Origin of the sequence: Anoxybacter fermentans (assembly GCF_003991135.1) — a bacterium.
GTDB lineage: Bacteria > Bacillota > Halanaerobiia > DY22613 > DY22613 > Anoxybacter > Anoxybacter fermentans.
This window is the reverse complement of sequence record NZ_CP016379.1, coordinates 3,216,596-3,236,595: the sequence shown is the minus strand read 5'-3', so window position 1 is coordinate 3,236,595 and position 20,000 is coordinate 3,216,596. Positions and strand designations below refer to the sequence as shown.

The following is a 20,000-nucleotide window of genomic DNA, read 5'->3' as shown; positions in this document are numbered from 1 at the left end:
GCTCAACATTTATCATTTGTTTTTTCGGTCAATAACCGGTTCTGATAAAAGTCAACAATATCTTTACGCGTAATCACTCCCAGAATTCTGGTCGGATTATTTCTTTCAACCACAGGCATACGCCCCACATTATACTGAACCAATCGCAAGAGAACCTGATCTAATGTTTCATCAGGATATACCACCTTTACTTTATCTGTCATTACTTCTTTTACCTTTCGCCTTTTCAATTCTTCATGACTATATTTGTTCAAATCATGTCTGGTGATGATCCCTACCATTTCTCCCGCATCATTGACTACTGGAAAACCATTATGATGACTTTCTTCCATCTTCTCCACCACTGAACTCAAGGCCTCATCCATCTTTACAACGTCCACATCCCTTGACATGGCTTTAAAAACCTGGATCTGCATCAATTGAGCCAGGTCATACCCCTTGTGGATAATCAAGCCCCGCCGCCGTAATTTCATTGTATAAATATTATCTTTAAGAATCAGCCTGGATAGTAAATTTGCTATAACAGAAGCAACCAACAGAGGAAGAATAATCTGGTAATTCCGGGTCATCTCAAAAATCATCATAACCGCTGTAATGGGAGCATGGGATACACCAGCCAGGATGGTTCCCATCCCAACCAGAGCATAGGTCTTTGGATCTACAGAAAAGAAATGTTGCACAATACTACCGTAAAGATCACCCATGCTGGCCCCAATTAATAATGTAGGAGCAAAAACTCCTCCAGACATACCAGAACCAATAGAGAGACAGGTTGCTAAAAGTTTAAAGACCATAATTGCTACTAGCAGCCCAATTCCATAATTATTATTAAGTATTTGATGAATCTCGCCAAACCCTACTCCAAAGACCTGAGGTAAAAACATGCCAATAATCCCTACAGATAAGCCCCCTAGTGCAGGTTTCAGCCACTCAGGGCGGAGAGGAATTTTTTTGAATAAATCTTCTATATAATAAAGAGTCCGGATAAAGATCATTCCCACAATAGCAGCCATGATTCCCAGCCCCATATAAAAGATTAATTCAGAATAGTGAAATTGAAAAGAATGCTCCACTATTAACGCCGGGCGGTCACCAAAGATAGTCCGGGCAATAATATCTGCACTTACAGAAGAAATCACCAGCATACTAAAGTTACCTGGTGTAAAATCTCCTAAAATAATCTCCAGAGCAAAGATCACTCCAGAAATAGGAGCATTAAATATAGCTGCAATTCCTGCTGCAGCTCCACAGCCCAACAACATCTTTACAACTTCATCCTTTTTATCAAAAAATTGCCCAATAAGTGACCCGACACCGGCCCCAATTTCGACTACCGGGCCAACCCTTCCTACCGAGCCCCCAAAGGAGATAGTCAAAATAGAAGCAATACCTTCGACAAAGATAGTCCTTCCTTTCATCCGTCCCCCCTGTAAAGCCACAGCCTGGATGGCCTCCGGGATTCCGTGGCCACTGGCTCTATGACCACCATAATGTATCACCAATCCAACCAACAAACCTCCTATTAAGGGAATCAAGGCAATGTAGTGGGGTAAAGATAGTTTCCAATTGATCAGAATAATTGTTACAAGGCAATCTGTCACCATACGAAAAAAAACAGCTAGACTTCCTACCAATACACCCACCAGTATGGCAAGAAATAGTAAAAAAGTCTCCTGACTGATATTTAGTTTACTCAAATGATCATTAAACCAGACTTTATGTGTCATATTTCCTCCGACCTTTGCCATTATTTTTCAATAATTTTTTACTTGAATTTGGAATGTAAACATTTAATTTAACTATAAAATGTCTAAGCATCTTAGTGAGATTGAAAAAAATTAAGGTCTCATCACAGAAAACGATTAGCTAATCCAGGTCAGGAAGACCTATTTATTAGTGTGCCTTATTCGACTGAAATCGAACTCTAGATGGTTCGAAAAAATTCTTTTGAAGCGAAAAATTAACTTCTCGCAGCAAAATCATATTTATCAATCTTAAAAAATAGGGGTATTTCTATCGCCATGTTACCATTAAACTCATATCATTTTCAAGTTAAATTTTATGTTTTTCTATTATTTCTGATTAAACTGCAAAAAGCTAATTTTTCGCTTCTTGAGAAATTTTTCGAATTATTTAAAGCTCGATTTCCGCCGAAATAAAGCTTCCTAATCAAAGGGCCCTCCTGGCCCTTAGAACTAGCTCATCACCTCCTGTGATGAGGCCTTATTTCGTCGGAAATCTCGCTAAGATGATTTGGCGAAAAATTTCTATGTCGCTCAAAATTAGCTTTTTGCAGTAAAATCAAAAGCCCCTTTAAGCAATTGTTCAAAGGGGCAATGTACCAAATTATCAATTTTTTAGTTTTGGATCCAGAGCATCTCGCAATCCATCACCTAATAAATTGAAACCCAATACATTAAGCATAATTGCAATACCTGGAAAAGTAACAACCCAGGGAGCCAGCTGCAGAGCAGAACGGGCATCACTTAACATAGCTCCCCACTCGGGAGTAGGAGGTTGGGCACCCAGTCCTAAAAAACTTAACCCTGCTGCACTAAGAATAGCTGAGGCAATACTTAATGTAGACTGAACAATAAGTGGTGCCATACTATTTGGCAGTAAATATTTTATAATAATTCTTAAATCAGAAGCCCCCAAAGCTTTAGCCGCTTGAACATATTCACTCTCTTTAATTGAAAGAACAGAAGAGCGAATGAGCCGGGCAAATCTAGGAATATTAACGATACTAATTGCAATCATTGCATTTCGAAGTTCAGGCCCCAAAATAGCAACGATGGCAATGGCCAATAAAATATATGGAAAGGCCAACATAATATCAACAACTCTCATAATTAAAAGATCAACCAGACCACCATAATAACCAGCCAGAACCCCCAAAATTATCCCAAATATTAAAGCCAGACTAATGGAAATAATTCCAATCAATAAAGAATATCTGGCTCCGTAAATTATTCTGCTTAAAATATCCCTGCCCAGTTCATCAGTACCCAATAAATGTTTAGCAGAAGGTGGTTTATACCGGGCCAGTATATTCTGCTTTATTGGATCATAGGGTGCTATATACGGTGCAAAAATCGCAGAAAATACAATCAGTGCGATAATAACCATTCCCAAAACAGCTGCCCTATTTTTCAAAAGCCGTTTCCAGGCATTTTTCCAGAGGTTATCTGAAACTTTATCTTTCTTCTTTACCATACTACGCCCTCCTCTCCTACCGGCTAACTATAGTGAATCCTAGGATCAATAAAAGAATAAGTAATATCTACAATCAAATTTATAAAAACAAAACTCATTGAAATAACTAAAACTGCTCCCTGCACAAGAGGAAAATCCCGTGCCATAATAGCATCATAGGAAAGCTTTCCAATTCCGGGCCATGAGAAAATAGTTTCAGTTAAAACAGCACCTCCAAGCAAAAGACCAAACTGCAAACCAACCACGCTGAGAAGATTATTTATTTGAAAGTTATTGACTATAATGCCAAATGGAGTAATAGAAAAATGAAAGGTTTTTTAAGTGCTAAAGAACAATTACAACAACTTTTCAAAGAGCATTATGAATCTTAAAAATTTATTTACACAAAATTCTTGATATCATCAAATTAGCTTTTTATAGCTTAATCATTGAATACATCATTTTATTTTTATTAAAGTTACCATACGTTTAAAACAATTTCAACTATATTTTAAATCATTTAAGAAGAAAAAGGGTCTATAATTAATGTTGTGAAGAAAAAATTATAAAAAATAAAAAGGCATTTGCTGGCTCCGTTGAATTAATTAGTTGCGAACTAAAAACCAAAGAAAGGAGTCCAGCAAATGCAATATAATAATATCATAAAATTTCTTGATTTGCCAGACATTATTGCAACTGAAATTATTTCAACGGAGGACAGATATATTTTTATCGCTGAAGCAAAGAAAAATCACATTGTGTGTCCTCAGTGTGGTAATATCACTAATAAAATCCATGATACAAAATGGCAAAATATTAGAGACATCCCCATAAGAGGTAAACTAGTAATCATTAGACTTCTAAAGAAAAGATATCGTTGTCCTTATTGTCATAAGAGGGGTATCCCTGAAAAATATGAAAGTATTGATAAATATGCCCGTAATACCAAACGCTTTGATAAATATCTTGCTAAAGAAACTGTCAGCAAGGATTATTCTAAAGTTGCTAGAGAAAACGGGTTAAGTTATACAGCTGTTAATAATGCAGTTAAAAAAGTAGTTGACCCTCTCATTAAACAACAAGTTTCAAAACTTAGTCAATTAAAAGCCATCAGTATCGATGAATTTGCAGTTTTAAAACGCCATAAATATGGAGTTAGCATTACAGATCCAATTAATCGGGAGTTAATTGACATTTTACCTACTCGCAAAAAGGATGATTTAATTGACTACTTTAATTGTTGGGAAGATGAACAAAGACGACAGATTCAATCGATCTCTATGGATATGTGGCGGCCGTTCAAAGCAGTAGCAGATGCAGCATTTACTCATGCAAAAATTGTTATAGATAAATTTCATCTTGTAACTTTAATGAACAGAGCCCTTGATGAAGTTAGAAAACAAGTTCAACAAACAGTAAATAATCATCAGAGAAGAAAGTTTTTTCAAATTCGTTTATTACTCCAAAAACGAGCTGAAGAATTGACAGATGAAGAACATGAAAAGCTCATCAAATTATTTGAACTCAGTCCAGCTCTAGAAAAGGCCTGGGAATTAAAAGAGGAATTCAGAGACCTATTGCAGCTAGATGATGTGAAAGAAGCCACCAGAGCTCTAAAAAGGTGGTATAAAGAAATAATAAAAAGCAAGCTGATGCCTTTTTACCAGGTAAAAAAGATAATACAAAGATGGGAAGAAAAAATACTAAATTATTTTAAGAATAAGATAACCAATGGCTTTGCTGAGGGTATCAATAACAAGATTAAATTGATCAAAAGGATTGGATATGGTGTTCCAAATGTTATGAATCTAAGGAGAAGAGTATTTAATGCAATGTTAAGTTATTAAATTTAAATGTTTATTTCAAAATCAATTTACCAATCAATTCAACGGAGCCAACTTATCTTTCACAACATTTGACGGAGAGCCAAGAAAAATTATATTTTTTCTTCTCAAAATATACTCGAGTTCGACAGTAAATAGGTACTTTCAAAATAATTTTGAAGTAAGATTGCCGAAATATCAATAATCCTCATTTTAAAATCTCAAAATCTCATAGGTACAATAAAACATATTTTTTACTTCACATTAATGATATTTTATGATATAAGATAGCTACTATGTATCTGAAAAAAAAACTACTTCTAAACTCGTTGACGGTACTAAAGTTTCATATCTCCAGCTTTGCCATAATTACTGGGATCCAGAAACCGGTTATTCCAAAACTAAAGTTATCTACTCTTTTGGAAGGGAGGATCAATTAGACCAAAAGGTTTTAAAACGTCTGGTAGATAGCATTAACCGTTACCTGAATCCTGAAAAGGCAATGTTTGCTAAAGATAAAATTACCAAAGCAACTGAGTTTTCTTTTGTCCTTGCCAAAAAATTTGGTGGTGTTTGGGCGCTGAATCAACTTTGGCGATTCTTCCGTTTTGATGCCATTATTGCTAAACTGCTTAAAAACAGAAACTATGAAGTTGATATAGAACGTTTAATTTTTACCATAGTTGCCAACCGGGCCTTGAATCCTTCCAGTAAGCTGACTATAGAGCAATGGGTAGCTGATGATGTTTTTATCCCCGGATTGGAATCGGTAAAAATACATAATCTATGATTTTCTTTTAGAGGTAAAAGATGAACTGGAAAAACAGGTATTTAATTCAGTTGCTCATTCATTAAATCTGGAAGTAAATCTCCTCTTTTTTAATACCACCTCCAGTTATTTTGAAGTTCAACCAGACGAGGTACCCGAAAAGGATAAAAGGCCTGATTTAGTCCAAATGGTTATAGGTTTAGCTGTCACTCGAGATGGTACTCCTATTAAAAGCTGGGTCTGGCCTGGTAATACTTCTGATATATCTGTTATTCAGGAAGTTAAAGATGACCTGGTGGGCTGGAAATTAGGTCGAGTCATTTCAGTGTTTGCTTCAAATGAAAACAAACGCTATTTACAGAGAGCAGGTGGCCATTACATAATGGGAAAAAAACTTCGCTCCTGCAAGAAAGAAGTAAAAGAAGCCCTGGCCCGTTCAGGACGTTATCAAAAGATTAAAGATAACCTTGAGATAAAAGAAATCATAGTTGGTGATGGTGAAGCAAAAAAGCGTTATGTTTTAGCCTATAATCCTTTAGAAGCCAAAAGGCAGAAAGAACAAAGAGAACAGATTATCAAAGAAATAGAAAGCCAGTTAAAGTTTCTAAGACAATTATCCGGTAAAACACATACTAAAGCTATGTGTAACTTAGGGTCTCATCCTACCTATGGCAAGTATATCAGGCAATTAAAAGATGGTCGCTTAAAGCTTAACAGGATGAAGGTCAGAGAAGAAGAAAAATTTGACGGCAAATATTTAATTACCACATCAGATAATACCCTTTCAGATGAAAATGTAGCTTTAGGATATAAACAGCTTATAGACCCTCATGATGCTTTCGCATCACCAACTGAGAATGAAAATTAAACTTTGTTTTTGCTTATTTTTTCAATATTTTGATAGTCTGTTTCAATAATTGGTTAAACTAACTATTTTTTTGATTAATTTACCTTTCAGCTCACCAAAGTTTATTTTCAGAATAGATAGAGATAGAAGACTCTTTCCGGACACTAAAAAATAACTTAGAGATAAGACCGGTATATCATCGATTAGAAGAGAGAATCAGAGCCCATGTATTACTATCATGGCTAGCTTTATTATTAGTTAGGGTTGCAGAAAATGCTACAAAGATGACCTGGAGAAATCTTCGCTATGAATTAGATAAAATCAAAATAGGAAAGTTTATTTTTAATTCTGGAAAGGTATATCAATGTACGGAATTAACCAAGGAACAGCTTAAGATCCTTGAAATGATGGGAATCAAAAAGCCCTCAGGGTATCCAAAAATTGAGCCAAAATCATAGGTACAGCTCTAAAAAGGAGTCAAACCTTTATGGATGTTATAATTACGGCTTTTACTTAGATATTTTTTTACCTATGAGGTGTAGAACTCAGGTTTAATATTTTTACTAATAAGAGCAACCCCATGGGAGTTGCTCTTTGGTTATGGTACATATTTAAGTCATACCAAAAAAGGTTTTACCTTATAGACCCTCATGATGCTTTGCATCACCATCTGAACTATGAAAACTATACTTTGTCCAACAATTGTTATATAATAAATATAATATTGAAGTTAGATGTAGAGGTCGAAGCTAACTGGTACTGTGAGTCCGACTTATAGACGGACCCCGACAACTTTCATGTATCACTGACTGTTGCTTCCTTTTTCAGGAAAGCACGCAGAATAGATTGTTTTTTTATAAAATAAGTTGTCGCTCTAACTTCATTTCTTTTCTTTGATTTTCTTCCAGAAGGTGATACATATGCAAATACTTCATGAAAGATGTTGTGGTCTGGATGTCCACAAAAAAAGTATCACTGCTTGCATCTTAACTCCTGAAGGCAAAGAAATTAGAACTTTTGGTACTATGATGGCTGACATCTTAGAACTTGTTGATTGGATTAAGCAAAATAAATGCAGCTGTGTAGCAATGGAAAGTACAGGTGTTTATCGGAAACCCATCTATAATCTTTTAGAAGTTGAACAGATTGAAACACTTGTTGTAAATGCCAGACATATCAAGGTTGTTCCAGGGCGGAAGACTGATGTTAAAGATGCTGAATGGATTGCTGAACTTTTGCAATATGGCTTATTAAAAGGCAGCTATATCCCCAACCGTGAACAGAGAGAATTACGGGAACTAACTCGCTATCGCCGCAGTTTAATTGATGAACGTTCCAGAGAGGTTAACCGTTTGCAAAAAATTTTAGAAGGTGCTAATATCAAACTTTCTTCTGTTGCTACTGATATTTTGGGCAAATCCGGACGTAAAATGCTTGAACAACTTATCAATAGTGATAAACCTGATCCAAAAGTTATTGCCTAATTAGCAAAAGGTAAATTACGAAATAAAATACCTCTCTTAGAAAAAGCATTAGAGGGACTTATTGGGCACCATCAAAAAATGATTTTATCTGTCCAATTAAAGCACATTGACTTCTTAGACCAACAAATTGAACAGCTTAATCTTGAAATCGAAAGACGTATGCGCCCTTTTGAACATTGCCTGGAGCTTTTAGATACTATTCCGGGAGTTGGAAGACGTATTGCTGAACAAATTATTGCAGAAATCGGTATAAATATGGACAGATTTCCTTCATCTAAGCATCTGGCATCATGGGCCGGAATAGCTCCAGGCAACAATGAAAGTGCCGGAAAGCGGAAATCCGGACGAACGACAAAAGGAAATAAGCATCTTCGGTCAACATTGGTTGAAGCCAGTAGGTCAGCCTCTCGAACAAAAAATACTTATCTTTCCGCCTAATACCGCAGGCTTGCCGCCCGCCGCGGGTCTAATCGTGCCTGCATAGCTGTTGCCCACACAATTCTAACAATTGTTTATCACATTTTGAAGAAAAATCAGCCGTATCAGGAACTTGGTGCAGATTACTTTGAAAAAAGAAAAGAGGGTAAAATTGTACATAACCTGGTTCGCAAGTTAGAAAAGCTAGGTTACAATATTAACATAGAGAAAAAAAGTGCATAGAAATTTACATTCAAACATAGACCCTGTGTTCTGTTTTTAAAGAAATAACAGAACTTAGGAGGGTCTTTTTTTCTTTAAAATTAGTTTTCAGAATAGTTTAACTTATTTTTTTATCCGGTTAATTACTTTCATATTTTCTTTTAGATTTAAATAAACTTTCTTATATTCTTCAAAATACCTATCATATATTTCTTTGTTTTTAGCATTGGGTTTAATAACTGTTTTATACTTTAACCACTCAGCTAATATTTCAGGATTATCAATTACACCTGTCCCCAATCCAGCTAATAACGCATCGCCCAAAGGAGCTTCTACATCATACTTTATAATTTTTATAGGATAACCAGTTACATCAGCAAAAATTTGAGGCCATACCATCGACTTACTTACACCACCAACCATAATTATCTCATCATCCAATTTTAGATCAGTATCAGTTACTACTTCCATATTATGTCTTAACGCATAAGCTACACCCTCCATAAATGCTTTATATAGGTGTCCTTTACTATGGTAAAGACTAAGACCGAGAATTGTTCCCCTAGCATTACTATCCCAAATAGGACTTCTTTCACCCATAAAATAGGGTAAAACTAATAAACCATCCGAACCTGCAGGAATATCTTTAACTCCTAATTCCAATAAACTATAAGCATTAATGTCTAACTTATTTTCTACCTCCAATTCCTGACGGCCAAAAACATCACGGAACCATCTTACCACGGCTCCAGCAGTGGCTGCACCGCCAAAAGTATATACCTTATTCAAGGGATCAATTACATGAGGCATACTGACTAATTTCGAAGAAAGATTAGTCTTTTCAGTTATAAAACCCCAACACATAGATGTACCTATCATCGCCACATGATTTCCTTCTTTAAAAGCTCCTGCACTCAAAGTAGCCACTGCAGCATCAATTCCACCTGCAATTACCGGTGTACCGACTTTCAGTCCTGTTTTCTCCGACGCCTCTTTAGTAATCTCCCCAACCACTTCTTGAGATGCAACTAACCTTTGAGGCTGATATTCCAAAGGTATTCCCAATTGATTTAACATTTTTATAGACCATTTTCTTTCCTTTATATCAAATATTCCACCTATATTGCCAGCAGAAGAATAATCTATAGCTATTTCACCAGTTAAATGGTAAATAATATATGAATTTGGTGGCAAAAATAAGTTAATTTTTTTCCAAACCTCTGGCCAATTATTTTTTATCCAAAGCATTTTGGTAAATCCATAGTAAGAATCTACAGTATTACCGGTAATTTTGTACAGCTCTTCTAAATCAATATTTTCTTTAACCCAGTTAACCTCAGCTTCTGCACGTCTATCCATCCAAATTAAACAGGGAGCCACAGGTTTAATCTCTTTATCTACAGGAATTCCAGAACCACCATAAAGACTACTAATAGCAATCCCTTTAATCTGCCCTGGCTCAAGATTCGCCTTTTCAATTACTGTTTTAATAGTATAATACGTTGCATTTAACCAAACATCTGGCCACTGTTCAGCCCATAAAGGTTGGGGCTTAATTACATCATAACCTTTATAACTTGTAGCAATAATCTTACCTTCAGTATTAACCATAACAGCTTTAGTACCCTGAGTTCCAACATCTACTCCTACTAAATAACTCAATTTCCTTCCTCCTTCCAATTTTTATTGAATATTGGCAAAAGACACGGTTTTATAAAACCGTGTCTTTTAACTTTTTATTACTTAATCCGCTTCCAAATTGGTTCTTTATATTCTTTGGAACCTAAAATAATAGGTTTAATTCCTGCAATTTCACACAAATATTTTAGTGCCCTTACTTTATCACCTACTACTGCTTGAATATGATTTGCCGGAAAAACATCAATAAATTCTTCAAATGAACAATCTAATTTTGCATGGACATGAGGCCATGTTGGGTCTGTTTGTTGATTTAATGCTTTTCTTTCCTCAGCAGGTAATTCTACACTTTCACCTGAAATTATTACCATATACGGTTCATCATCCCAGAAGCCCAATCTAGCAAAAGTTAAAGGTGTAGCAGCTGCATCAAATTCCACTGAAGCCCCTCCGGCTTTAAAATAATATTCTAAAGCTGGATGGAAAGTAATTTTCTTAAAGTTTTCTTCAGCATCCATACTTAAATTAGCATAGTAACTGGAATGATTTCCTGAGTTACACATATCCCAAATATCCTTATCTGGATGATAGAGTCTTACATCCATAAATAATGTTGGTAAACCACCACTAATATATTTTAATAATTGCATTGTCAAAGCTGCATTAGCATCAGCTTCTGTTGCACAAACAACTGATTCCTTACTTCCACGCCAGTCATAAGGATCATTCATAAGCATCTCAGGTACATCACCCAGAGTATAATATTCTGTCAATTCTCTCTGCCCCTTCAAACCACAGAAATCAAATCCCTTTTCTTCATTCAACAATTCCATTGCTAAATAAATTCGTATTTGATTTTTTAAAGTCTCTGGGGTAAGTACCTTTCCATCATATAGCAAACGATCTCCCAATAGTTTTTCGAACCACTTTAACCCTTTTTCTACTTCATCTTCATCTACTTCATTTTCTATAGTTTTAATTAATAAGTATTGATCAATCTGTCTTACAGTAGTTCCTAAAGTTTTTAGGGTAGGAACTAAATGAAAATATCCTGTCTCCATTCCCATGGAAGGTCCGCCATATAAACCATATACTTCATTCTGAATAGTTGTTAATGCTAAACTAGCTCTTATCCAATCTATTACTTTATTTTGTGTCTCTTCATCATCTATCTCGCCAACTATTCTATGGGTTCTGATTCCTGCCTGACGCAAACTCCCATCTGTAGCTAACAAACCCACATTACCAGGAAACTTACCATTGTTATTCGAAAGACTTAAAACAGGTATGTCTCGTCCCAATGTATTCAAAAAGGGCCAGGCTAAAAAGGGAAAATTCCATACATTATAACACATAATTACCTGTTTAACATTTGCTCTTGATAATTCTTCCCCTACCCTTTGAGCCACTCTTACACTTGTAATGATTTCTGAACCTACTATCACTTCAGGAGTAGTTCCATCAACATTTTTTATTTTTTTTCGTATAACTTCAGCCCATTTTTTTAATACCGCCATATTTTCTGCATTATTCTGGGTATATACATGTTCTCTTTCATCATTAATCATTACTAAACCTATAGCTGTTGATTTCATAAAAATTACCCCCTATTAAAATTTTATTTTTATTAAGTCAAATAATTTGTGTTAATGCCTTTCCTTAAAGTCTAATAATTAACCACCTTGTAGATCTCCCAGGAATGAAACGCCAAAAAATACATTAATTTAAATCAACATTATCTTTAGCGGTTTTTAAAGTATAGCCCATTTTTGCAGATATCTGATTACAGTATTCCTTAACTTTTCTAGCAATATTAGGTATATTGTCTTCGTTTATCCGAAATGCCGGACCTGAAACACTCAGCGAAGCAATAACTTTTCCTGTATGATTCCGAATAGGGCTCGCCACACAACATACCCCATCCTCATGTTCATTATTATCTACTGCATACCCTTGTTGTCGAATCTTTTCCAATTCTTTTTTAAGTTCTTCTACATCCGTAATTGTATTTTTTGTATATTTTTTTAAACCTTTCTCTTTTACAATATAATCAAACTCATCTTCAGAAAGATAAGCCATAATCGCCTTTCCAACAGCTGTGCAGTGTAACGGAGCTCTTTTACCAATAAAGATACGAGGACGCAAACTTTGAGCCGATTCTTCCAGCTCTATAGATAAAACACTTCCTTCAGTTAAAATCCCTAAATGTACTGTTTCATTGAACTCTTTTGATAGTTTTTCTATATATGGAAGGGCAATCTTTCTTAAATCCATCTCTTTAAGAACAACACTTCCTAGCTCAAAAAGCTTTACACCAAGTTTATATTTTTCCGTTATAGGATCTTTCTTAACAAAATCTTTTGCTTCAAGAGTTGATAAGATATTATGCACATGACTTTTGTACATGTTCAAAGCCTTACTTATTTCAGTTACTCCCCACTCTGGTTTTTCCAAACTAAATAATTCTAGAACCTGTAAAGCTCTGTCGATAGATTGAATAATTTTCTTTGCCATTTTAGACACTCCCTTAAAAATTATTTCTAAATTTAAAAACATCACTAAATTTTTATGTTGAACTTATTCTTATTCAATCAAACTGTGGTCTGTTTCTATATTTGGATACTTCCTAAAAAATTTCCTCCTCAAACTGGAGAAAAAGCATTCTATTTATCAGGTTATTTCTTCAGTACAATTTAGATTGTGTATTTATAGTTAATATTTAGATCTTATATTTATTTAATTATCTTTTGTATTTTTATATTCTAACTAAATAAATTTTTACAATTCTACTCGTCATTAAAAACATTCGCAAAATCCTATTTTTTATAAACTTATTAATCAAATAAAGCCCTCCCATTCCTTACAAGAACGGGAGGGAAATTTTTTTTATTATATAATCTCAAGCTTCTTCATTACCTTCTTAATCTCTTCCTTTTCTTCTTCTGTACCAGGGGTCAATGGTAATCTGGGTATTCCTGCATTGTATCCAACCATCTTCATAGCTTCTTTTAAAAGAGAAACAGGGTTGGTACGTCCATTTTGTCCCAGGACTCTAAATAAGGGCAGGAACTTTTGTTGCATCTCTGCTGCTTGCTGAACCTTACCTTCAAGAAAAGCTTCAATCATTTTTCGCATATGTTCTCCTATAAGGTGAGACCCCCCGCTAACTACACCTCCTATTCTTTGTTCTCCTCCCTGAGCAAAAGTTTCTATAACCATAGTGTCATCTCCATTATAAATTATAAAATCGTCAGGAGTTACATTAATAAACTCAGTGACCTGTTTAGGATTAAACTCAGCTTCTTCTTTAATACCAACAATATTCTCTATCTCTGAAAGTCTGGCTACTGTCTCGGGATCAATATTTACACCAGTAAATATAGGAATATTATATAGGATCATTGGAATATCAATCGCTTCAGCTACTTTTTTGAAATGATTAAAAATCTCGTTTTGATTGGGTTTGGTATAATAGGGCGCAACAACCATTACTAATTCATAACCTAATTCCTCTGCTTTTTTACTTAATGCGATAGTTTCCACCGTTGAAGCTGAACCTGTCCCCGCAATTAGAGGAATTTTGTTTCCTACTGCTTCTTTAATAACTTTAAAAAGTTTTACTCTTTCTTCAAAATTCATTGTAAAAAATTCACCAGTTGTTCCCGCAACTATTATCGAATCTGCCTTACCCTCTTCAATCAATTTTTCAGCTACACCTACAGCGGCATTATAATCTACACTTTGATCTTCTTTAAAAGGAGTCACCATTGGTACAAGTATTTTGCCATAAGTTTCTTTGTTGAACATAAAACTTCCTCCTTCCAAAATAATTAATTTATAAAGTTAAGTAAAATTTGATTAACTTCGTCACATTTTAACCCTTTTGTACTTTTTCATTCAGATGAGATGATTCTCTGGTTATTCTATTTAAACTCTGGTTCATTTTAAAACCTAATATCAACGAAACTATGGTCAACAGAATTAAACCTATGTCAAGCCAATTATTAAAAAATATCATAAAGCTCCCTTTAGAAATTATTAAAGCCCTTCGAAAATTGGACTCAGCTATTGGTCCCAATATTAAACCCAATAAAATAGGAACAACCGGATAATTTAATTGAGTTAAAAAATAACCCAATATTCCAAACCCTAAAGCAACCCCTATATCAAAAACGCTATTCCTTATTGCAAATGAGCCAATAATACATAATAACAATATACTAGGTAATAATACTTTCTTTGGTATTGTAATAAGCTTACCCATATATTGAGCTAAAAATAAACCCTCGATAAGTAATACTAAAGCTGCCAACATTATGCTAGCAAAAACCGTATATACAATTTCAGGATTATCTTTAAAAAGCATAGGTCCTGGTCGTAATCCTAAGATCATAAGTCCACCTAGTAAAACAGCAGTTGCAGCCTCCCCCGGTATTCCTAAGGTAAGTGTAGGAATTAACGCTCCTATTGCAGCCGAATTATTCCCAGATTCTGCTGCAGCTATACCCTCTAATGCTCCTTGCCCAAATTTTTCAGGGTTTTTTGATCTTCTTTTTGCATCTCCATACGGTATAAAAGAACCTAAAATAGCTCCTGGACCAGGGATCGCCCCAATAAATGTCCCCATAATCGCAGAACGAATTATTGTAGGAAAACATTTCTTTATATTTTTGAAACTAGGTAAATTCACCTTAACTTTCTTAGCCTTTACAATAGAAACGTCTATATTTTCTATCTCTGAAAAAATTTGAGAAATTGCAAACAGTCCTATCAAAGCTGGAACTAAGGAAAAACCATTCATTAAATTATAATTACCAAATGTAAAACGAGGGAATCCAATAATTGGATCCAAACCAATTGTAGAGATTAAAAGCCCTAATGTTGCTGCAATGAGGCCTTTCAGTATTGATTTACCAGTTACTGCAGAAATTATACTTAATCCAAAAATGGCTAGTAAAAAGTACTCCGCTGCACCAAACTTCAATGCAAAGTTAGCTAATAAAGTAGAAGCAAAAATTAGAATAAGTGTGGCCAAAAAACTTCCAGCTGATGATGAAAAAGCATGAATACCTAAAGCTTTACTAGCCTCTCCTTTTTCTGTTAAAGCAAAACCATCTGATATAGTAGCTGCCGAAGCTGGAGTACCAGGAGTTTTTATTAAGATCCCTGGAATTCCTCCACCATGAATCCCACCAATAAAAATGCTACATAATAATGTTAATCCTACTTCTGGAGGCATACCAAATGTAAGAGGTAGAGCTATAGCTATCCCCATAGTTGCAGTTAAACCTGGCATAGCTCCAATAATAATTCCTATTCCAACTCCGAAAATTACAACTAATATATTGATTGGATGAGAAAAAACTATTGAAAAACCCTTTAATAAGAAATGAATCATTTTTATTTCCCCCTAACCAAAAAGTTTTTCAATAATTCCTTCCGGTAAAGGAACCATCGCTAATTTCTTAAATGCTAGATATAAAATCACTGTAAAACCTATTGGTACTAAAGTTAGAACCATTTTTCTTTTTTCACCAAAAATAAACATCAAAATAAACAATAACAAACTGGAAGATAATATAAAACCTAAAATTTCTATTACTTTTATGTAACTAATCAAAATTATAACAACCACCAAAATAAGCTTTAAACCTTTCGTAAATCCTTTAAAAATGGCTGGTCTTTTAGATTCATTTCTTACCGCCTTAAAAACAAGAACAATACTAAAAATTATAAGTAATCCAGCTAATATTTTAGGAAACGCACTCGGACCAATCCCGTTTTGTAATGTAGGAAAATCTTTACTAATCCAAAAAACTAAGAAACTTATAAGAGATAAACTAATAGCTATTAGTATGTCAAATTTTGATTGTTGATCCAAATCAATCACCTCTCTTTTAGGTTTTAATATTAGAAGGTTACCCAGGGCACCAAGGGTAACCCTGGGGGTAGATTATTAATTTATTTTATCAAGCCAAGTCTTTTAAGTGACTTGAGAGCTTGAGCACTTTGTTTCTCGATAAATTTACTAAATTCCTCAGGACCAAGACAATATATCCCGAGACCAAGATTTTTCATTGTTTTTATAAACTCTTCTTCTTGCATTATCTTCGTAAAACCTTCATAAAGTTTTTTAACCCTTTCCTCTGGAATTCCTTTAGGACCAACTAAACCTCTATAAGTATAAACTTCTATATCGTAACCTAGCTCCTTGAAGGTAGGAACGTTAGGTAACGGCTCTAAACGCTTTGCTCCCATAATACCTAAACACTTCAATTTTCCAGCCATTACTTGAGAAGCTACTTCTGCCCCAGAGACAGTAACTGCATCTATCTGCCCCCCCATTACTGCGGCAATTGCAGGTGCTGCCCCATTATATGGAACATAGGTAAATTCTAGATCAAAATAATCAGCAATACTTGCTGCTGCAATATGCCATACTAAACCCTCACCTGAATGTCCAATAGTTATTTCTCCAGGATGTTTTTTAGCATATTCTATAAATTCCTCTATAGTATCCCATGGAGCATCTGCAGCAACTGTTAATGCAGCGGGATCTCGATTTAAGGACATAATTTTGGTGAAATCATCAAAATTAACAGGAAATTGGCGTATCTTGTCCATCCAACCTACATAACCTGAAGCTACTACCAGTTCATATCCTGTTGGTTTTGAAGCTTTTACTCTCTGTAAAGCAATAGCACCCATACCACCCTCAATATTTTGTACCACTATAGGTACTCCAAAATGCTTTTTACCGAATTTAGCAAGAGCTCTAGCTAAAGTATCAGTGCCACCACCTGGAGCCCATGGAACTATTAATTTTATAGGTTTACTTGGAAAATCACTTGCAAAAACTAACCCCGCTACAGATAAAACCATAAAAGTTAAGACCATAAAAGTGATTAATCTCACAATAAGTATCTTTTTCATAATTTTCATCTCCTTTAATAATTTTTTTAGATTAAAATCTTATATACTAAATATTTTGAACTATTCTTTTCTTCATTCTAATTAAAATATTAAGATAATTTTAATGCATTTAATTTTACATCAAACCTGCTCGTCTTAATTTCTCTTTTATAGATTCTATTTCTTTTTTATCTGGTTCTTTTATTGGACTTCTTGCTTTTCCTACTGATCTACCTAATAGATTTATCAATGTCTTAATTTTTCCTGGAAACGGTCGAGCATCATATGCTTTAAAAACATGATATAATTTTTTATGAATCTCTTGTGCCGTTTTTTGATCTCCATTTTTAAATGCCTTCCATTGTTTAATACATAATTCTGGAACTGCTGTTGCTATCGCAGCTATTGCTCCACAAGCCCCTGACACATATGTACCATAAAGCATATCATCACATGCACTAAACACTTTTATTTTATCTCCACATGCTGCCACCATTGCAGTTAATGCTTCAGCTCCTACCTGTTTTATTCCTATAACCTTTTCTATTTCACTTATTCTTAACATTACTTCTGGCGTTATCTGATTTGTCGGTACAACATTATATACAATAATTGGCAATCCAACTTCTTCAGCTATTATTTTATAATATTCATAATTCCCTTCATCTGTTGCTCCATGGTAATAGACCGGTGTCACTAAAAGCATATTTGCTCCAGCTTCTTTTGCTACTAAAGCAGTTTCTACCGCTTCTTTTGTTGAATTTCTGATTATTCCTGCTATTATAGGTATTTTTTTCTTATTTTCTTCAACTATTATTTCTATCATTTTCTTAATTTCTTCATTAGATAACAAAGCGCCCTCTCCTGTACTACCCCCTATACTAATTCCAGCAATATCTTTACTAAGAAGATATTTAACTTCTCTTCTTGTAGCTTCTAGATCAAGTTCTTCATTTTCATCAAAAGGTGTTACCATAGGCGGAATAATACCTTCCAAATTTTTTAAATCCAATCATATCACTCCTTTATTATATATTTTTATTTATAAATTTATTTATTTCTTTGTGTACTTAATATTAAACCTCCCTTCTTTATATAGTATAAACTTTCTTAAATAACCTATCGTTAAATTTACAATAATATAAGAACTTGGTTAATATATTTTTTGAACTGTATTTTATTTTAAATTGAACTATGTTCTCTTATTATATTAGACATTTCCCCTAAAATTCCTTCAAAAAAATTATTTTTTTGGTTCTCCGTCAAATATTGTGAAAGATAAGTTGGCTCCGTTGAATTGATTGGTAAATTGATTTTGAAATAAACATTTAAATTTAATAACTTAACATTGCATTAAATACTCTTCTCCTTAGATTCATAACATTTGGAACACCATATCCAATCCTTTTGATCAATTTAATCTTGTTATTGATATTTTCAGCAAAGCCATTGGTTATCTTAAAATAATTTAGTATTTTTTCTTCTTATCTTTGTATTATCTTTTTTACCTGGTAAAAAGGCATCCGCTTGCTTTTTATTATTTCTTTATACCACCTTTTCAGAGCTCTGGTGGCTTCTTTTACATCATCTAGCTGCAATAAGTCTTTGAATTCCTCTTTTAGTTCCCAGGCTTTTTCTAAAGCTGGGCTGAGTTCAAATAATTCGATGAGCTTTTCATGTTCTTCATCTGTCAGTTCTTCAGCTCGTTTTTGGAGTAATAAACGACTTTGAAAAAACTTTCTTCTCTGATGATTATTTAGTGTTTGTTGAACTTGTTTTCTAACTTCGTCAAGGGCTTTGTTCATTAAAGTTACAAGGTGAAATTTATCTATAACAATTTTTTCATGAGTAAATGCTGCATCTGCTACTGTTTTGAACGGACACAATATATCCATAGAGATCGATTGAATCTGTCGTCTTTGCTCATCTTCCTAACAATTAAAGTAGTTAATTAAATCATCCTTTTTGCGAGTAGGTAAAATGTCAATTAACTCTCGATTCTAACTACATATTTATGGCGTTTTAAAACTGCAAATTCATCGATACTGATGGCTTTTAATTGACTAAGTTTTGAAACTTATTGTTCAATGAGAGGGTCAATTACTTTTTTAACTGCATTATTAACAGCTGTATAACTTAACCCGTTTTCTCTAGCAAGTTTAGAATAATCCTTGCTGACAGTTTCTTTAGCAAGATATTTATCAAAGCGTTTGGTTTTACGGGCATATTTATCAATGCTTTCATATTTTTCAGGGATACCCCTCTTATGATAACAAGGCAACGATATCTTTTTTTAGAGGTCTAATGATTACTAATTTACCTCTTATGGGGATGTTTCTAATATTTTACCATTTTGTATCATAGATTTTATTAGTGATATTACCACACTGAGGACACACAATGTGATTTTTCTTTGCTTCAGCAATAAAAATATACCTGTCCTCCGTTGAAATAATTTCAGTTGCAATAATGTCTGGCAAATCAGGAAATTTTATAATATTATTATCTTGCATTTGCTGGACTTCTTTCTTTGGTTTTTAGTTCGCAACTAATTAATTCAATGGAGCCAGCAAATACCTTTTTATTTTTATAATTTTTTCTTTACAACATTAATTATAGACTCGATAATTTCTATTAAATTATTAAAAAATACCGCGAATCAATTAAATTAATTTTTATAAAAATTTTGAAAT

General features: G+C 34.0%; 13 protein-coding genes and 5 pseudogenes. 4 read left to right on the top strand and 14 right to left on the bottom strand.

The features are described from left to right. Positions 1-2 precede the first annotated feature (2 nt). From BBF96_RS14685 to BBF96_RS14675, 3 genes and pseudogenes are all read right to left on the bottom strand, one after another. Positions 3-1,727 (bottom strand): chloride channel protein, encoded by a 1,725-nt coding sequence (locus BBF96_RS14685; protein WP_164731127.1) that lies wholly within the window; start codon positions 1,725-1,727, stop codon positions 3-5. Positions 1,728-2,349: 622 nt separating this feature from the next. Continuing rightward, positions 2,350-3,216 (bottom strand): nickel transporter permease, encoded by an 867-nt coding sequence (nikC, locus tag BBF96_RS14680; protein ID WP_127017845.1) that lies wholly within the window; start codon positions 3,214-3,216, stop codon positions 2,350-2,352. A 23-nt stretch (positions 3,217-3,239) separates the two neighbouring features. Continuing rightward, positions 3,240-3,470 (bottom strand): annotated as a pseudogene (locus BBF96_RS14675) (ABC transporter permease subunit); the annotation flags it as partial. On the opposite strand from BBF96_RS14675, the pseudogene BBF96_RS17555 reads away from it, so the two are divergent. The 4 genes and pseudogenes from BBF96_RS17555 to BBF96_RS17550 form a co-directional block, all read left to right on the top strand. After that, positions 3,462-3,587, top strand: a pseudogene (locus BBF96_RS17555) (IS256 family transposase); the annotation flags it as partial. The pseudogenes BBF96_RS14675 and BBF96_RS17555 overlap by 9 nt on opposite strands. A gap of 252 nt (positions 3,588-3,839) precedes the next feature. After that, positions 3,840-5,042, top strand: a complete 1,203-nt coding sequence (locus tag BBF96_RS14670; protein ID WP_127017843.1) for an ISL3 family transposase — start codon at positions 3,840-3,842, stop codon at positions 5,040-5,042. Between the two features lie 283 nt (positions 5,043-5,325). Next, positions 5,326-6,628 (top strand): annotated as a pseudogene (locus tag BBF96_RS17655) (IS1634 family transposase); the annotation flags it as partial. Between the two features lie 926 nt (positions 6,629-7,554). Next, positions 7,555-8,778: pseudogene (locus BBF96_RS17550) on the top strand (IS110 family RNA-guided transposase). Between the two features lie 102 nt (positions 8,779-8,880). On the opposite strand, the gene BBF96_RS14650 reads toward BBF96_RS17550, so the two are convergent. The 11 genes and pseudogenes from BBF96_RS14650 to BBF96_RS16560 form a co-directional block, all read right to left on the bottom strand. After that, a complete protein-coding gene (locus BBF96_RS14650; RefSeq protein ID WP_127017840.1) occupies positions 8,881-10,419 on the bottom strand; it encodes an FGGY-family carbohydrate kinase in 1,539 nt (512 codons plus the stop codon). A gap of 77 nt (positions 10,420-10,496) precedes the next feature. Further along, positions 10,497-11,990, bottom strand: coding sequence for an L-fucose/L-arabinose isomerase family protein (locus tag BBF96_RS14645; RefSeq protein WP_127017839.1), 1,494 nt, complete (start codon positions 11,988-11,990; stop codon positions 10,497-10,499). Between the two features lie 124 nt (positions 11,991-12,114). Beyond that, positions 12,115-12,909 carry an IclR family transcriptional regulator gene (locus tag BBF96_RS14640; protein ID WP_164731126.1) on the bottom strand — a complete coding sequence of 265 codons (795 nt, stop codon included), beginning with the start codon at positions 12,907-12,909 and terminating at the stop codon, positions 12,115-12,117. A gap of 375 nt (positions 12,910-13,284) precedes the next feature. Beyond that, the gene (dapA, locus tag BBF96_RS14635) at positions 13,285-14,202 is read right to left on the bottom strand and encodes a 4-hydroxy-tetrahydrodipicolinate synthase (protein ID WP_127017837.1); all 918 of its coding nucleotides are present in this window, start codon (positions 14,200-14,202) and stop codon (positions 13,285-13,287) included. Positions 14,203-14,269: 67 nt separating this feature from the next. After that, a complete protein-coding gene (locus tag BBF96_RS14630) occupies positions 14,270-15,793 on the bottom strand; it encodes a tripartite tricarboxylate transporter permease (protein ID WP_127017836.1) in 1,524 nt (507 codons plus the stop codon). 12 nt (positions 15,794-15,805) lie between these two features. Then, entirely contained in the window at positions 15,806-16,276 is a 471-nt protein-coding gene (locus BBF96_RS14625) for a tripartite tricarboxylate transporter TctB family protein (RefSeq protein WP_164731125.1), read from the bottom strand. An 80-nt stretch (positions 16,277-16,356) separates the two neighbouring features. Further along, entirely contained in the window at positions 16,357-17,328 is a 972-nt protein-coding gene (locus BBF96_RS14620; RefSeq protein ID WP_164731124.1) for a tripartite tricarboxylate transporter substrate binding protein, read from the bottom strand. Positions 17,329-17,443: 115 nt separating this feature from the next. Further along, on the bottom strand, positions 17,444-18,319 hold the full coding sequence (locus BBF96_RS14615; protein ID WP_127017833.1) for a dihydrodipicolinate synthase family protein: 876 nt from the start codon (positions 18,317-18,319) through the stop codon (positions 17,444-17,446). A 322-nt stretch (positions 18,320-18,641) separates the two neighbouring features. Continuing rightward, positions 18,642-19,220, bottom strand: a pseudogene (locus BBF96_RS14605) (ISL3 family transposase); the annotation flags it as partial. Between the two features lie 164 nt (positions 19,221-19,384). Further along, on the bottom strand, positions 19,385-19,588 hold the full coding sequence (locus BBF96_RS14600; RefSeq protein WP_164731123.1) for a transposase family protein: 204 nt from the start codon (positions 19,586-19,588) through the stop codon (positions 19,385-19,387). A gap of 64 nt (positions 19,589-19,652) precedes the next feature. After that, positions 19,653-19,820 (bottom strand): hypothetical protein, encoded by a 168-nt coding sequence (locus BBF96_RS16560; protein ID WP_164731122.1) that lies wholly within the window; start codon positions 19,818-19,820, stop codon positions 19,653-19,655. Positions 19,821-20,000 lie beyond the last annotated feature (180 nt).

Coding starts and splice junctions, on each gene's coding strand:
- nikC (WP_127017845.1), bottom strand. CDS start 3,216: ATGGTAAAGAAGAAAGATAAAGTTTCAGATAACCTCTGGAAAAATGCC.
- BBF96_RS16560 (WP_164731122.1), bottom strand. CDS start 19,820: ATGCAAGATAATAATATTATAAAATTTCCTGATTTGCCAGACATTATT.
- BBF96_RS14620 (WP_164731124.1), bottom strand. CDS start 17,328: ATGAAAAAGATACTTATTGTGAGATTAATCACTTTTATGGTCTTAACT.
- BBF96_RS14630 (WP_127017836.1), bottom strand. CDS start 15,793: ATGATTCATTTCTTATTAAAGGGTTTTTCAATAGTTTTTTCTCATCCA.
- BBF96_RS14645 (WP_127017839.1), bottom strand. CDS start 11,990: ATGAAATCAACAGCTATAGGTTTAGTAATGATTAATGATGAAAGAGAA.
- BBF96_RS14685 (WP_164731127.1), bottom strand. CDS start 1,727: ATGACACATAAAGTCTGGTTTAATGATCATTTGAGTAAACTAAATATC.
- BBF96_RS14640 (WP_164731126.1), bottom strand. CDS start 12,909: ATGGCAAAGAAAATTATTCAATCTATCGACAGAGCTTTACAGGTTCTA.
- dapA (WP_127017837.1), bottom strand. CDS start 14,202: ATGTTCAACAAAGAAACTTATGGCAAAATACTTGTACCAATGGTGACT.
- BBF96_RS14670 (WP_127017843.1), top strand. CDS start 3,840: ATGCAATATAATAATATCATAAAATTTCTTGATTTGCCAGACATTATT.